This window comes from Mesorhizobium sp. M1A.F.Ca.ET.072.01.1.1 (assembly GCF_004023325.1).
Taxonomy (GTDB): domain Bacteria; phylum Pseudomonadota; class Alphaproteobacteria; order Rhizobiales; family Rhizobiaceae; genus Mesorhizobium.
On sequence record NZ_RZSF01000001.1, the window covers coordinates 23,297 to 37,233 of the forward strand.

Here is a 13,937-nt window from a genome sequence, read left to right on the forward strand (position 1 = left end):
GTTAGTCACTTCCAATGAATTATCCGTCGCTCACATACATGTATAGCCGCCATCAACGGACAGGATGGCTCCCGTGCAATAGCTTGATGCAGGGCTGGCAAGAAACAGCACCGCGGATGCAACTTCATGGGACTCGCCCATTCTTCCCAGCGGAGTCTGCTCTAACCATCGATCATACTGAAATGAGCTTTCATTCCTCGGGGAAATTGTCATCTCTGTTGTAACATATCCTGGAGCTACCGCATTTACTCGCACATTATGCTTTGCCCAGGCACAGGCCAGCGACTTCGTCATCATGTGAATGGCGCCCTTACTGGTAATATAGGCGGTGTTGTTCTGTGGCTGCGTCACTATCATGCCGCACATGGATCCGATGTTCACGATGTTGCCCCAGCGACGGGCGATCATGTGCCGGCCAAAGGCCCTCGCACACCAAAATGCAGCATCCGAATTGACCCGCATCGTTGCCAGCCAGTCCGCGTCGGAAGTGTCGAGGGCCTCGGTTATCCGGGCTATACCGGCATTGTTAATAAGGACGTCGATCGGCTGTTCGGCATTCAGTTCGTCGGCGAGCGCCGTAACCGCATCCGGCTTTGCCACATCGATGCCGCGATGACTTGCCGCGATACCGCATGATGCGAGTTTGGCCGCAGCGGCAGCAGCGCTATTCGCGTCCAAGTCCGCGATGACAATTGACGCGCCCGCTTGGCCGAGAGCGTGAGCGATTTCAAGCCCGATACCGCGCCCCCCTCCGGTTACAATTGCACGCTTGCCGGACAGGTCGAATTTCTTCAGATAATCCATGCTGCCTTTGATCCAAGTTTGTATGTTGGCCTCGCCCCAATAAATTGACCGGGATCATGATCCCGATACGGGTGGCGCCCGTTGTTGCTTTTGCGGGTCTGTGCCACTCTGCCGGCTATCATCACTAAAACGGCCCCGCGACACGGATACGGAATGACATTGTCCAGCACCGTCCGACAGGGATCAACATTCTGCCGCAGAAACAACCCGTATAGGCAGCCTGGCCAATTGGCTTGCAATGATAGGCGCCAGCAATTGTCCTGAGAATGCGCAAAAGGATTCGCTGGCCGTAAACCCAGCTTATGTCCAGCCGCTCATGCGCAAGATCGCGAATACGCTACCTTCGCCGGCCATAACGCAAGCGTCTAGTTGCCAAACTTGGACCTCATGCTCAGGCGACCATGCTCATAGGATTTTCAATATAGCTCTTAAATATCTGCAGCAACTTTGCTCCGAGCACGCCGTCCACACAGCGATGGTCGATGGAAAGGGTAACACTCATCACCGTTGCGATGGCCATTGAACCGCTCTTGACGACTACATGCTGTCTGCCCGCACCGACTGCCAGAATCGTAGCGTGGGGGGGATTGATCACGGCAGCGAACTCTTTGACCCCCATCATGCCCATGTTCGAGATCGATGTCGTGCCGCCTTCATATTCTTCAGGCTTTAGCTTGCGATCTCTCGCGCGTTTGCCGAGGTCCTTCATCTCGGCGGAAATGACTTGAAGTGTTTTCTGTTCAGCCTTGCGTATGATCGGCGTGATCAGACCGCCTGCGATCGAGACAGCTACCCCTATGTCGACGTGCTGGTGTTTAAGAATAGCGCCCTCGGTCCAGGAGACATTCGCGTCCGGAACGTCACGCAGCGCAAGCGCCAAGGCCCTTATCACCATGTCATTGACGGACAACTTGTAGACCGGCAGTCCGTCCGCGGCCCTAGGCGCCGCACCGTTGAGTCGGGAGCGCAGTCCTAGAAGCTGATCGATCTCGCAATCCACTGCGACATAGAAATGCGGAATGGTTTGCTTCGAGGTCAGCAGACGACGTGCAATCGTCCTTCGCATCCCGTCGTTAGGTATGCGTTCATATGATCCGCCCTCAAACAGCTTAAGAACAGCGTCGTCCTTGGCACCTTTGCTTCCAGACGACGCTGCAGGAGCAGGGCCTCCAGGCGCGTCGGACCGTTGTCCAGGGGCTGCGGCAACCGAACCAGCTTCAGTCTTTATGGCAAGAACGGCGACCAGGTCCCTGACTTTTAGACCGTTAGCGCCTTCCGGAACGACAATCCTTTCCAGAGTACCGCCGGCAGCGGCCTTGATCTCTCCTGTATCGCTACCGCTTGATACTTGAGCCAAAACATCTCCGGCCTTTATGTCGTCCCCCTCGTTGAACATCCATTTTACAATGGTGGCTGCTCCCATATCGGAAACGAAGGCCGGCATTCTGACGTTGATAGGCATCGGCTCTACTGTGGCTTTTGAGGTATCTAGCGGGCTAGCGGTTTGCGGGTTCGGGCTGCTCTGCTTGGGGTACGAAGCGGAAAAATCTTCGAGCTGAACGGATGTTGGGGCTAAGAAGGCTCAAATGCTCACAGCAACAGTCCTCCGTCGATCGCGATCTCCGCCCCGGTAATGTAGCGGCTCTCGTTCGAGAGCAGGAAGAGAACGAGGTCGGCCACCTCGTCGACCGTCCCGGCCCGCTTGAGCGGAATGAGCGCGTACTGGCGCTCTCTGTCGGACGGATCCTCGGCGAGCAGCATGTCGGTTTCCACCCACCCGGGGTGGATAGAATTGACGCGGATTCCTGCTGGCGCAAGCTCTAGGGCCGCGCATTTTGTCATGCCTCGAAGGGCCCATTTCGTCGCGGAGTAGGCCATACAAGTTCGACTTCCGCGCATCCCGGCGACAGACGAGATGTTTACTATTGCGCCACCGCCGGATGCCTCGATCAGAGGTGAGACTTCCCGCATACCGAGGAAGCAACCCAACTGATTCACACGGAAGTGCTTTTCGAAGAGCGCGACGCTCGAATCCCTCATTGGCACGGGTTCATAAATCGCCGCGTTGTTGACCAGACCATGAAGTCCCGTCCCCTCCCCCTCCAGACAGCGGATCAGGCTTCGCCAGTCTTGCTCGCTAGTGACGTCGAGATGCACGTATGACGCTTTTTCACCAATAGTCGCTGCAAGTTGTTCGCCCTGCTCGTCTAGGAGGTCGCCGATGACAACCCGCCCTCCCTCCGTTGCGATTTGGACGGCTTCCGCCGCACCTTGACCTCGAGCTCCACCAGTAATCAAAACCGTCTTGCCTTCGAAGCGTTTGTCCCGCGTCATGGTAGTCCTACAGCAACGAGCAGTTGACTCCGAATACTAACCAATGGGTATGCAGACGTAAGCAGCCAGGAGTGGCACTTAAATCGCCGGAGGTTCTGAAGTTTAGTCAGATAAGTAACGAACCGTGATTCTTTTCTACTGCCCGGTGTTGATGCGACAGATGACGATTCCGACTTCCGTCGCTGACCCTTCATCAACAAGGATTTCGGCAACCACGCCTGCGGTCTCCGCCTCTATCTCAATGTTAGTTTTTTCCGACTCCACTTCGGCTAGAATCTGACCCGGAACGACCGAGGTGCCGACCGAAACATACCACTTCGTAAGATCAACCTCGACCGTCGATGCACCCATCTTCGGGATACGAACTTCAAACATGAGCATAGCTCCTTACGGCTAAGATCGCGTCTTCCAGTTGCTGCGGCTTCGGCAGAACAGCAGCTTCGAGCGCAAGATTGAACGGCATAGGAACGTCAGCTCGCGTGACACGCTTGATCGGGGCCTTGAGAGATGAAAACGCCAGCTCCCCTATTATTGCGCTCAATTCGGCGGCGAACCCACAAGTACGGTTCGTGTCGTCGTAGATTACGACGCGGCCAGTTTTCTTGACGGACTTCAACAGCCCTTCCCTGTCAAGCGGCAAGAGAGACCGAGGATCCCACACTTCGACGCTGATGTTTTTCTCCTGGGCGAGGCGCTCAGCGACAGCTAGAGCCTCGGGCACTAAATGCCCGATAGCAATGACTGTGACATCGGATCCTTCACGCTTAACGTCACCGCAACCGAAAGGGACGGCATAGATTTCCTCCGGCACCGGACCCTTTTGCGGAAGCGACATGGCTGATGCTATGAAAACGACGGGGTCGTCTTCGCGGATCGCCTGGATCATGAGGCCCTTGGCGTCGTAGGCATTCGAAGGGCAAACAACCTTGAAGCCAGCGTGTAGGAGGTACGGATAGGGATTGTCTGAGTGCTGGCCCGCGTTTCCACCCCGCGATCCAGACACCATAAGCGTGTAAGTGATTGGAAGATTTGCTTGACCTCCTAACATCAATCGCATCTTCGCCGCTTGATTGACTAGCTGGTCGAATGCGACGTAAATCAGTGAGGGAACTTGAAACTGAACGATTGGGCGCAAACCGGCCAAAGCCGCCCCCGTAGCGAAGCCGGTGAACGCTGCCTCGGAAATGGGTGTGTCGAGTACGCGGAGATCGCCGAAAGCGCCATGGAGGCCTTTCGTCTCACCGCGAATTCCACCTCGAATGTCCTCCCCGATAATCATGACACTCTCATCTGCCCCCATGGCCTGATGGTAGGCTTCGTTCATGGCCTGAAGAAATCTCAGCTGTCTCACGGCTCTACTCCCCATGCCGGAGTGTTCGGATACGGCACGGCATACATGCAATCGAGAGCCTCGGCCGGGTTCGGCGGGGGGCTGCTCCTAGCGAACTCGACGCCCCGATCGATCTCAATGTTGACCTCGGCATCGATAGCTTCAATGTCTTCTTGAGCGCACAAGCCACTTTCCATCATACGCGCCGCCCAGATCTTGATAGGGTCCCGCAACTTCCAGCGATCGACTTCCTCTTGAGATCGATAGTTCATCTTCATGTGACGCTCGCCTGTATAATGCCCAAAGTAGCGATAGGTTTGACACTCAATGAACGTTGGGCCTTTGCCGGTCCGAGCGCGTTCCGTAGCAGTGAGAGCAGCGTGATAAACGGCCTCGACGTCCATGCCATCGACGCACACACCAGGCATTCCGTAGGATTGGGCGCGAACGTAAGGGTCTAGGATCGTGACTTCTTTGAGAGGCGTCGAGATCGCGTACTGATTGTTCTCGCAGACGAAAATGACAGGAAGATCCCAAATCGCCGCGAGGTTCATCGCCTCGTGGAGGACCCCTTGGTTGATTGCTCCGTCGCCGAAGAATGAAACAGCAACGCGGTTTTCGCGAGCAGCTTTGAATTTGTGAGCCGCACCACAGGCTATAGGGGCTCCAGCGCCGACGATACCATTCGCCCCAAATATTCCAATCCCGACGTCAGCAATGTGCATGGATCCGCCGCGACCCTTATTGTATCCGCCCGTTCGCGCGAGCAGCTCAGCAAACATTCTGCCAACGTCGCCGCCCTTCGCCAGTGTGTGGCCATGCCCTCGATGGGTACTTGTGACGATGTCTGAAGTCGTGAGTGCGCCGCAAATACCAACCGCAACCGCCTCTTGCCCGCTGTACTCGTGACATACGCCGGCGATCTCGTTGTCATCGACTAGGGTGACGACCCGGTTCTCAAACTGCCTGATACGCGCCATGTCGTAATACAAGCTTCTCGCGAATTGAGCAGGCATAATGTTAGACGTCGACGCCTCTATTTTGTGTTCCAAGTTGATCTACTCCGGTCAAACCCGTTGTCGATGTGGCTACTCGATACCTATCGCCGACCAAGATTGTCGCGGCACGCAAGCCCAGAATAACTCTTTTCGAATAAACCATATTCCGGGCGTCTCGTAGACTGAAAGGATGGCGTCGGGTATAGACCTGATTGATATCAAGCCTCACAATCTTCACCCGAGGTAATCGCTTCTCGCCGTGGACCGGTGGCCGCGCATGAAGTACGAGAACGCGGCCAGCGAACTCAACGTGACGCGTTAAGATCCGCACATGACAGAACCTGAAAGGCAACTGTAGCAGTGCCGCGAACCGGGTTCCTCCCTATGCAGCAGCGGCGTGAACTGACCGCCCAGTTCTGTCCACCCAACTTTTACTGCCCGGATCGGCTGACGCGCCGGCGGTTGGCTTCGCGATAGGCCTGCTTAAAAGGCTTCCAATTGAGAGGCCGTCTCTCTCAAAGGGAGCTGTAGAGAGGATTTAACGTTTTCCAGTGTGTAAGCAAATGCAGTGGGCCTATCGAAGCGCCAATCCTTGTTGGCATACCCTCCAGAGCCCTCTTTAGGTTGTCCGCGGTGATCACCGAGCCTGCGTAAAGCCAGTTGGCCAAGTCAAGCATGGCGTCATATGCATCAGTTCAGTCGCGGTGCCGCAGGCATCCTTGAAAATCCTGATGCGGTAGTCGCGCGAAATCGCGTCTCACACTGTCGTTTCCAAACAAACCTCGCTTAAGCTCCGAACATTATAAGATGGTCCGCATTCAATCGGCGCAGCAAAATCTCCAAATTCGTGTTGTAGAACGCGCTGGGACGCTGCTTTCGTACAAGGCTAGCTTCCGGTTTCAGGTCCACGATGAATCTCGGCAGCCTGCCCGACGCTATGTGATGGGCGTCCGCCGTTCAAAGCCTCGTGACGTAGCGCGTCTACTCCTCTTGGATCATACCAATTCTGTGTATAGACAATAGGCAGCCCCGCTGCACGGCATGCATCGGAGAGCTGTCTTGGCACTCCGCAGCAGCTCTTCTCGATTGTAGATCGACCATGCCCCATCCGCTTCGATGCAGTCATGTAAATCCACCGCAATGACTACAGTGCGCTTGAACTGATCGGGCAACGTCATGTCGAGAACCTTTCCCCTTGTTCATAATTTACCCAAGGACATCTTCAAACAGCCGCGAGTCGTGATAGAAACGCTCCGAGGTCGATCGTGCCGATGCATGGGCGCACCTTCAATTGTCCGTCCAAACGGCTATTTGCCAATGAGGGCACGGAATGCGCAAGCAACCACGCCGCAATCGCGATTTGAATGCCACTTCCTGGTCAGATGGTTCAATTCTCAGGCCTGTTCGAAGAACTCTACTGCAATCAGCCGCTCTTTATTCCAGACGCTAGTGCTTTGACAGGCGAAAGATTGCTGCCCGACATAGACCATCTTCATGACAAGCTTAAAGCCGCTCGTAGGAGCATTCAATTTTTGCGCTGACACGATGCCCGCAGCGAGGGATCGCGAAAGTCCATCCCATACGCGCCTGGAAAGGGGGAGCCTAACGACCGTACGCGGCCGGCCCGGGCAGCATTAGTCCGAACGGCACGAGAGGAATAGCGGAACGACGTCCACAGGTTCTGCAGTCCTAGAGCAGTTCGCATTTAGGTTGACTTATAGCCTGCGCTTTCCATGTAGTTGTTGCATTCGTTTGGGCTGACCTGGGGTGTGGGCGATGGCGTTGTGATCGTTTGGCGGCACGGTCGGATGCAGTGCTTGAGCTTAGCAAACAGCTTCTCGATTGGATTGAGATCTGGACTGTAGGGCGGCAGGAAGAAGAGCCGCGCCCCAGCAGCTCTGACGATATCGCGGACGGCTTGGCCTTTGTGGGAACCGAGATTGTCGAGAATGACGATGTCCCCCGGCTTCAGGGCTTTGATGAGCTCGGTTGCGACATAGGCACGGAGGGCCTGCGCATTGATAGGGCCGTCAATGACCCAAGGCGCCTCCAACCCGATCATGGCGTAGCGCGGCGATGAAGGTCATGGTCTTCCAATGGCCATATGGTGCGTGGGCCATCAGCCGCTTGCCGCGCACACCCCAGCCGCGCAATGGCGCCATGTTTGTCTTGACCCATGGTTCATCCAGGAAGACCAAGCGCGTAGGGTCAATGCGGGTCTGGTAGCGCATCCATTGCGCTCGCCGGCGCATCAGCTTGGGCTTGAACTGCTCGGCCGGCAGAATGGGTTTTTTAAAACTCTTGCCCTCGCGATGCAGGAAGTGACCGACGCTCGCAGGGTGGATGATGAGACCACGTTCAGCCAGTGCCGCCGTCAACTGATGAAGCGTCACGTTGGCATCTCGCTCGACCTAGCCCAGGACGAAAGCACGATGCTCCCATCGATCAGATAGGGCCGGTGACCGCCCATCTTGCCAGGTGCCGCACTGCCAAGGCGACGCTTGCGCGCCGCCCACTTGATCACGCTCGACACCGCCACCCTCAGAGCCGCAGCTACCTCACGGCTCGTCTCGCCCTCTTCAAGTCGGGCCAGTGCTCGCTCCCGAAGATCCATCGAATAAGCCTTCGTCAGTCCCGACCTCCAACGGTCAGAACATCAAATCTGATTTGCTCATCCTTGGGAATCCCGAATCAGATAAAACGCGAACTGCTCTAGTGGTGTGATGGGATCGCAAAAAGCTTTCGCCCGAGGGACTTGGACATAAAGTGGGTTTAAGACTAGCGAAACCTTTTGCGCATTCTCAAGGCTATTGCCCGCGCCTATCATCAGCAAGATACAAATCCGGCACGCCTTCTTAGACGGCGGGGCCACGAGTGTTTTAATGCGGGACGCCGGTCGTTCCGCTATCGCGGGCGAGGCTCTGAATGGACACTGACGTTCCCGCAAACCGACGCCGCGGAGGCCGGTCTTCGGTGGTTGCGGCACGGGAGGCTGAAAGAAGGCCGCGTGTCTCGACTATCAAGTACGGAATTCGACCTGTGGAGGCCGTCAACGCCGAACAGCTTGAGCGCATTCATCAGGCTTCGCTGGCGATCCTACGCGAGATCGGGATCGAATTCAGAGATGAGACAGCGATCAGGCAGTGGAAAGAGGCGGGGGCGGATGTCCGTGAACACCGCGTTCGCCTCGAGGCCGACATGGTCATGGATCTCATCTCCAAGGCCCCTTCCCGTTTTGAAATGACGTCTCGCGATCCGTCACAGCGTTTCGAGATCGCGCCAGATACAATGACTTTCGGCGTCATGCAGGGTGCGCCAAACATCCGCGATCTTCAGGGCGTGCGGCGCGCATCCACGATCGAGGATCTCCGGAACATGAACCGGCTGACCCAGATGCTGCCCGGTTTCCATATCGCGGGCGGGTTCACCTGCGAGCCGACCGACATCGCCGTGCCATGGCGCCATCTGCACATCAATCATTCGAGCCTGGTGGAAACCAACATGCCTTTCTTCGGTCTGACGACCGGAAAGCAACGTGCCGACGACTCGATCGCGATGGGCCAGATCGTGCATGGCAAGGCATTCATGGATCAGAACGCGGTGATGATCGGTCACGTGTCGGGCAACTCGCCGCTTGTCTGGGATTCGACCATGCTGGAAGGGCTTCGCGCCTTCGCCGACGCGAACCAGGTCGTGCTGCTGTCTCCATTCGTGCTCGGCGCCGCCAACACTCCCGCCGACATCCCCGCCACGATCGCCCAGTTGAATGCGGAGGCGCTCGCCGCGCTGGCCTATACTCAGCTTGCCGCGCCAGGCGCCAAGATGATCTACGGTCAATATTCCGTCTCGGTGTCGATGCGCAGCGGCGCCCCCATGTCCGGCATGCCGGAAGTTACTCTGATCAACGCCGTCATCGGACAACTGGCAAGGCGCTATAACGTGCCGTGGCGAACCACTGCGTCTCAATCCTCCGCCAAAACCTTCGATGCCCAGTCCGGTTATGAATCAGCCATCGCCTACATGTCCGGCGCCAGCGCCTGCTCCAACCTTATGATGCATGCCGGCGGCTGGGATGAAGCCGGTCTGGTGTGCTGCATGGCGAAGTTCATCGCCGATGCTGAACAGAACCTGCTCATCGAGAAATACGCGCGGGGCATATCATTCGAATATTTCGAGGATGCGCTCGAAGCCGTCCGCCGCATCGGACCCGGCGGCCACTATCTCGGAGATTCCTTCACGCTCAAGCGCTTCAAGGACGCGTTCATCGCGCCGGAGATCCTCGACTACCTAAGCTACGAGCAGTGGAAGGTCAAAGGTTCCAAGGACATGGCACAGCGCTGCAGGGAGAAGGCGACAGCAATCATCGCGAGCTACGAGCAGCCGCCGATGGACCCTGCCGTCCGCGAGGAACTCGATGCGTTTGTGGCGAAACGCCAGGAGGATATTTCCCCGAGCCTCGCCTAAGTCCAGCCAGGCGCCCATGAATAAATGGACCGGGAACAATAAAATTAGGGAGAAGAAACATGGCGTTTTTCAGAAGCAATGGGGATCGCGTTCCAGCTTCCATCGATAAGATGGCGAGCGAGGTCAAAGCAGGCACGATGGACCGGCGTGAGTTCCTTGCGCTTGCAAGTACATTCGGCGCCTCGGGTGCGATGGCCTATAGCCTGATCGGCGTGGCATTTCCCCAATCGGTGCGCGCCGCTGAACAGAAGAAGGGCGGAATTCTGCGCGTCTCAATGCCCGTCAAGGCGCAGAAAGACCCGCGTACCTATGACTGGGTGGAACTTGCCAACATCTCTCGTTGCTGGCTGGAGCCGCTCGTCCGTTACACACATGAGTTCACGTTCGAACCTGTTCTGCTGGAAAGCTGGGAGATCAATGAGGACGCGACGGAGTATGTCTTCCACGTCCGGAAGAGCGTCACCTGGAACAACGGCGATACATTCGACGCCGATGACGTAATCTTCAACATAACCCGGTGGTGCGAGAAGGGCGTCTCGGGCAACTCGATGGCCGCTCGTGTCGGGGGGCTTATCGATGCCAAGAACGGCAAGGCGAGAGATGGAGCGATCGTCAAGGTCGATGATTATACCGTCAAACTCGAGCTAAGCGACCCCGACATCGCCATAATCGCGAATTTCACCGACTATCCCGGGCTGATCGTCCACCCCAGTTTCGATGCCGGCGGCGCCGACCCAGTCACGAAGCCGATTGGGACGGGTCCATTTGAACTGGTATCCTACTTGGTCGGCAGCAAGGCTGAAGTCAAACGCCGGCAGGATGGCAAGTGGTGGGGCGGCGAGGCGTTGCTCGATGGCGTGCAGTTCGTCGATTATGGGACCGACTTCCAGGCGACGGTGGCTGCTTTCGAGTCCGGGGAGGTCGATCTCAATCTGGAGACTCCGGCTGACTTCATCGACATTCTGGACAAGATGGACCTGGTAAAATCGGAAGTCGCAACGGCAACGACGCTCGTGTGCCGCACCAACACCGCCCACAAACCATATGACGACAAGAAGGTCCGAAACGCGCTGCAGATGGCGGTCGATAACAACGCTGTCCTTCAACTCGGCTATGCAGGGCGGGGAACGGTCGGCGAAAACCATCACGTCAGCCCAATTCATCCGGAATATTATGCTCTGCCCAAAAAGAGCCGGAACGTAGAGGGCGCGAGGAAACTCATTGCTCAATCCGGACATACAGACTTCGAGCATGAGTTGATCTCGATCGACGAGGATTGGCAGAAAAACACCGGGGACGCCATCGCGGCCCAGCTGCGCGAGGCCGGTTTCAAGGTCAAACGTACTGTGCTTCCGGGTTCGACATTCTGGAATGACTGGTCAAAGTACCCATATTCGCTGACCGTCTGGTACATGCGCCCCCTCGGCGTTCAGGTTCTTGCATTGGCCTATCGCACTGGCGAAGCCTGGAATGAGACCGCTTATTCAAACCCCGAGTTTGACGCCAAGCTCAAGAAGGCCTTCTCCGTGAGTGACGCTGCCGAGCGCAAAGAGTTTATGAAGAACATCGAGGACGTGTTGCAGGACTCCGGAGTGATCATCCAGCCGTTCTGGCAAAGCCTCTTCGGTCACATGAACAAAAAGGTCCAGAACTACGTAATTCACCCGACGTTTCAAATGGATCTGCAGAACGTCTGGCTCGCCGCCTGAAGGCTCCAGTCGAGCACGCCGACTGGAGGGCAGGCCTGGTCCGGAGCGTGGTGTCCAGATGGACGTCGTCGGGTGAACAGGACGGTGAAGTCTGGACGATGGCACCATGAAGCAGGGAGAACTGCGCATCTGTCGGTAACGGTGCGACCTGCTCAGGAATAGAAGAGTAGCTCTACCTGCCGTAGGGCCTTGCGGAATCCGGAGCACCTATTGCACACAACTAACTTTAGCGCGACGCCGCGATATTCCCCTGGACCCTGGTGGCGTAGCAAGTTTTCGAGCGAGAAAGCTTCTGGAGAACAGCAACATGGGTAAGTGCGGAATACTAGATCCTTTTGAGTGCGGGGTAATCCCTCTCGCTGATTGGATGACTATCGGGCTGCGCTGGGTTGTTGATCACTACAGGCCGTTCTTTCAATCGGTCAAGGCGCCCTTCGACCTTCTACTGCAGTGGTTCGGCATAGCGCTCCATTCGGTTCCTCCGGTCGTGATGATCATCGTTGCGGGCCTGGCGGCTTGGCAGTTCGGCGGACGGAAGGTCGCCGGGGTTATCGTCGGCGCTCTCATCTTTATGGGTCTCATCGGCGTCTGGCAGGACGCCATGACGACGCTTTCAATTGTGCTGACTTCGCTCGTCGTAGCGGTGATGCTTGGCATTCCGCTCGGTATCTGGGCGGCGCGGAGCGAGCGAGTATTTGTGGTGATGCGTCCGATCCTTGACGGGATGCAGACCATTCCAGCGTTCGTCTACCTGGTTCCCATTGTGATGCTCTTCGGTATCGGCAACGTGCCGGGCGTGATCGTTACGGTAATTTTTGCGGTTGCGCCGCTGATCCGCCTTACGAACCTCGGCATACGGCAGGTACCGGAAGAGGTGATCGAAGCCATGCGCGCCTTCGGCGCTACGGAGCGTCAGCTTCTGTGGAAGGCTCAGCTGCCGCTTGCGCTACCCACCGTCATGGCCGGCATCAACCAGACGCTGATGATGTCGCTATCGATGGTGGTCATCGGTTCGATGATCGCTGTTGGTGGACTGGGCCAGACGGTGCTGCGCGGCATAGGCCGTCTTGATGTGGGTTTGGCGACAGTCGGGGGCCTGGGCATCGTCGCGCTGGCCATCGTGCTGGATCGCTTCACGCATTCGCTGTCGACACAGAAGCGAAGGCCGGGCGAGCTCTGGCATCAAGGTCCGGTGGGACTTTTCAGGGCCGTCACCTTAACAACTAGTCACAGAAGCTGAGCAATTTGCTCACACAGGGAGGAAACGATGAAGATAAAATGTGTGGCGCTGGCCATGGCCGTGATGGCTGGCTATGCGGTGCCGGCAATGGCAGATCAGGTCATGCCGGCCTGGAGCGGAGCGACAGAAGAGCTGTTCCAGACATTTGTCGTGGATGAGGGTCTCAAGGAGCTCGGCTATAACATAGCTGACCTGACCCAGGTTCAAGTTCAGCTGGCGCATACCGCTGTAGCTAACGGCGATCTCACCTTTTATGCGGTGCACTGGGTTCCGCTTCACGACACTTTCTGGAAAGCATCAGGCGGCGATGAAAAGCTGATGAGCGTCGGCACCCTAATCAAGAACAGCCTGCAGGGCTATCTGATCGATAAGAAAACGGCCGACGCCACTGGCATCAAGTATCTTGAGGACCTCAAGGATCCCGAGAAGGCCAAGCTTTTCGACATCGACGGGAATGGAAAGGCAGACCTCTACGGTTGCGAACCGGGGTGGGGCTGCGAACGCGTGATCGAGCATCAGCTCGACGCCTATGGCCTGCGTGATACCGTCGAGGAAAAGCAAGGCGGCTATTTCGCCATCATTCCTGACGCGATCGAACGCATCAAGGCTGGCAAGCCGACACTGTACTACACTTGGACGCCGCTGTGGGTATCTGCCATTCTCCGCCCAGGCAAGGAGGTTGTCTGGCTCAACGTCAAGAACACCTCTCTTCCTGACGCGGAGACCGGCAACACAGTTGTTGAAGGCCTCGGGAATCTTGGCTTCGCCGTGAACGACCAGAAGATCATCGCCAATACGACTTGGCTGAAAGCCAACCCGAAAGCCAAGAAATTCTTTGAGCTCGTGCAGATCCCGATTGCGGACGTCAACGCGGAAAATCAAAAGGTTGCCAATGGTGAAAAGAGCAACGAGCAGATCATGAAACACGCAACCGACTGGATCGCCGCTCACCACGCTGATTGGGAAAAGTGGATCGCTGAAGCCAAGGCCGCCAAGTGAGGCTCTGAGGTTTAAATCGGCCGGCGGCATCCGCCGGCCGATTACGGTCTGAAGATAGG

10 protein-coding genes and 1 pseudogene are annotated in these 13,937 nt (G+C 56.8%); 4 read left to right on the forward strand and 7 right to left on the reverse strand.

The genetic code is table 11. The features are described 5' to 3' along the window. Positions 1-30: 30 nt before the first annotated feature. The 7 genes and pseudogenes from EOA32_RS00090 to EOA32_RS00125 all read right to left on the reverse strand — a co-directional run bounded on the left by EOA32_RS00090 (position 31) and on the right by EOA32_RS00125 (position 8,098). Positions 31-804, reverse strand: coding sequence for an SDR family oxidoreductase (locus EOA32_RS00090; protein ID WP_126080631.1), 774 nt, complete (start codon positions 802-804; stop codon positions 31-33). A gap of 391 nt (positions 805-1,195) precedes the next feature. Then, positions 1,196-2,266 (reverse strand): 2-oxo acid dehydrogenase subunit E2, encoded by a 1,071-nt coding sequence (locus EOA32_RS00095; RefSeq protein WP_126080630.1) that lies wholly within the window; start codon positions 2,264-2,266, stop codon positions 1,196-1,198. Between the two features lie 128 nt (positions 2,267-2,394). Continuing rightward, entirely contained in the window at positions 2,395-3,138 is a 744-nt protein-coding gene (locus EOA32_RS00100) for an SDR family oxidoreductase (protein ID WP_126080629.1), read from the reverse strand. 135 nt (positions 3,139-3,273) lie between these two features. Then, positions 3,274-3,513 carry a biotin/lipoyl-containing protein gene (locus EOA32_RS00105; protein ID WP_164762741.1) on the reverse strand — a complete coding sequence of 80 codons (240 nt, stop codon included), beginning with the start codon at positions 3,511-3,513 and terminating at the stop codon, positions 3,274-3,276. After that, the gene (locus tag EOA32_RS00110; protein WP_206516850.1) at positions 3,506-4,462 is read right to left on the reverse strand and encodes a transketolase C-terminal domain-containing protein; all 957 of its coding nucleotides are present in this window, start codon (positions 4,460-4,462) and stop codon (positions 3,506-3,508) included. The genes EOA32_RS00105 and EOA32_RS00110 overlap by 8 nt, the downstream gene beginning before the upstream one ends. A gap of 23 nt (positions 4,463-4,485) precedes the next feature. Continuing rightward, entirely contained in the window at positions 4,486-5,520 is a 1,035-nt protein-coding gene (locus EOA32_RS00115) for a thiamine pyrophosphate-dependent dehydrogenase E1 component subunit alpha (RefSeq protein ID WP_206516851.1), read from the reverse strand. A gap of 1,651 nt (positions 5,521-7,171) precedes the next feature. Further along, positions 7,172-8,098, reverse strand: a pseudogene (locus tag EOA32_RS00125) (IS630 family transposase). A 293-nt stretch (positions 8,099-8,391) separates the two neighbouring features. Here EOA32_RS00125 and EOA32_RS00130 point away from each other — a divergent pair. From EOA32_RS00130 to proX, 4 genes are all read left to right on the forward strand, one after another. Next, positions 8,392-9,930: a trimethylamine methyltransferase family protein gene (locus EOA32_RS00130; RefSeq protein WP_126080626.1), complete on the forward strand. Its 1,539-nt coding sequence runs from the start codon at positions 8,392-8,394 to the stop codon at positions 9,928-9,930. Between the two features lie 59 nt (positions 9,931-9,989). Beyond that, entirely contained in the window at positions 9,990-11,639 is a 1,650-nt protein-coding gene (locus tag EOA32_RS00135; protein ID WP_126080625.1) for an ABC transporter substrate-binding protein, read from the forward strand. Positions 11,640-12,006: 367 nt separating this feature from the next. Then, positions 12,007-12,879 carry an ABC transporter permease subunit gene (locus tag EOA32_RS00140; RefSeq protein WP_245466464.1) on the forward strand — a complete coding sequence of 291 codons (873 nt, stop codon included), beginning with the start codon at positions 12,007-12,009 and terminating at the stop codon, positions 12,877-12,879. 27 nt (positions 12,880-12,906) lie between these two features. Continuing rightward, positions 12,907-13,878, forward strand: coding sequence for a glycine betaine/L-proline ABC transporter substrate-binding protein ProX (gene proX / locus EOA32_RS00145; protein ID WP_126080623.1), 972 nt, complete (start codon positions 12,907-12,909; stop codon positions 13,876-13,878). Positions 13,879-13,937 lie beyond the last annotated feature (59 nt).

Coding starts and splice junctions, on each gene's coding strand:
- proX (WP_126080623.1), top strand. CDS start 12,907: ATGAAGATAAAATGTGTGGCGCTGGCCATGGCCGTGATGGCTGGCTAT.
- EOA32_RS00095 (WP_126080630.1), bottom strand. CDS start 2,266: ATGCCTATCAACGTCAGAATGCCGGCCTTCGTTTCCGATATGGGAGCA.
- EOA32_RS00140 (WP_245466464.1), top strand. CDS start 12,007: ATGACTATCGGGCTGCGCTGGGTTGTTGATCACTACAGGCCGTTCTTT.
- EOA32_RS00100 (WP_126080629.1), bottom strand. CDS start 3,138: ATGACGCGGGACAAACGCTTCGAAGGCAAGACGGTTTTGATTACTGGT.
- EOA32_RS00110 (WP_206516850.1), bottom strand. CDS start 4,462: ATGAACGAAGCCTACCATCAGGCCATGGGGGCAGATGAGAGTGTCATG.
- EOA32_RS00105 (WP_164762741.1), bottom strand. CDS start 3,513: ATGTTTGAAGTTCGTATCCCGAAGATGGGTGCATCGACGGTCGAGGTT.
- EOA32_RS00130 (WP_126080626.1), top strand. CDS start 8,392: ATGGACACTGACGTTCCCGCAAACCGACGCCGCGGAGGCCGGTCTTCG.
- EOA32_RS00135 (WP_126080625.1), top strand. CDS start 9,990: ATGGCGTTTTTCAGAAGCAATGGGGATCGCGTTCCAGCTTCCATCGAT.
- EOA32_RS00090 (WP_126080631.1), bottom strand. CDS start 804: ATGGATTATCTGAAGAAATTCGACCTGTCCGGCAAGCGTGCAATTGTA.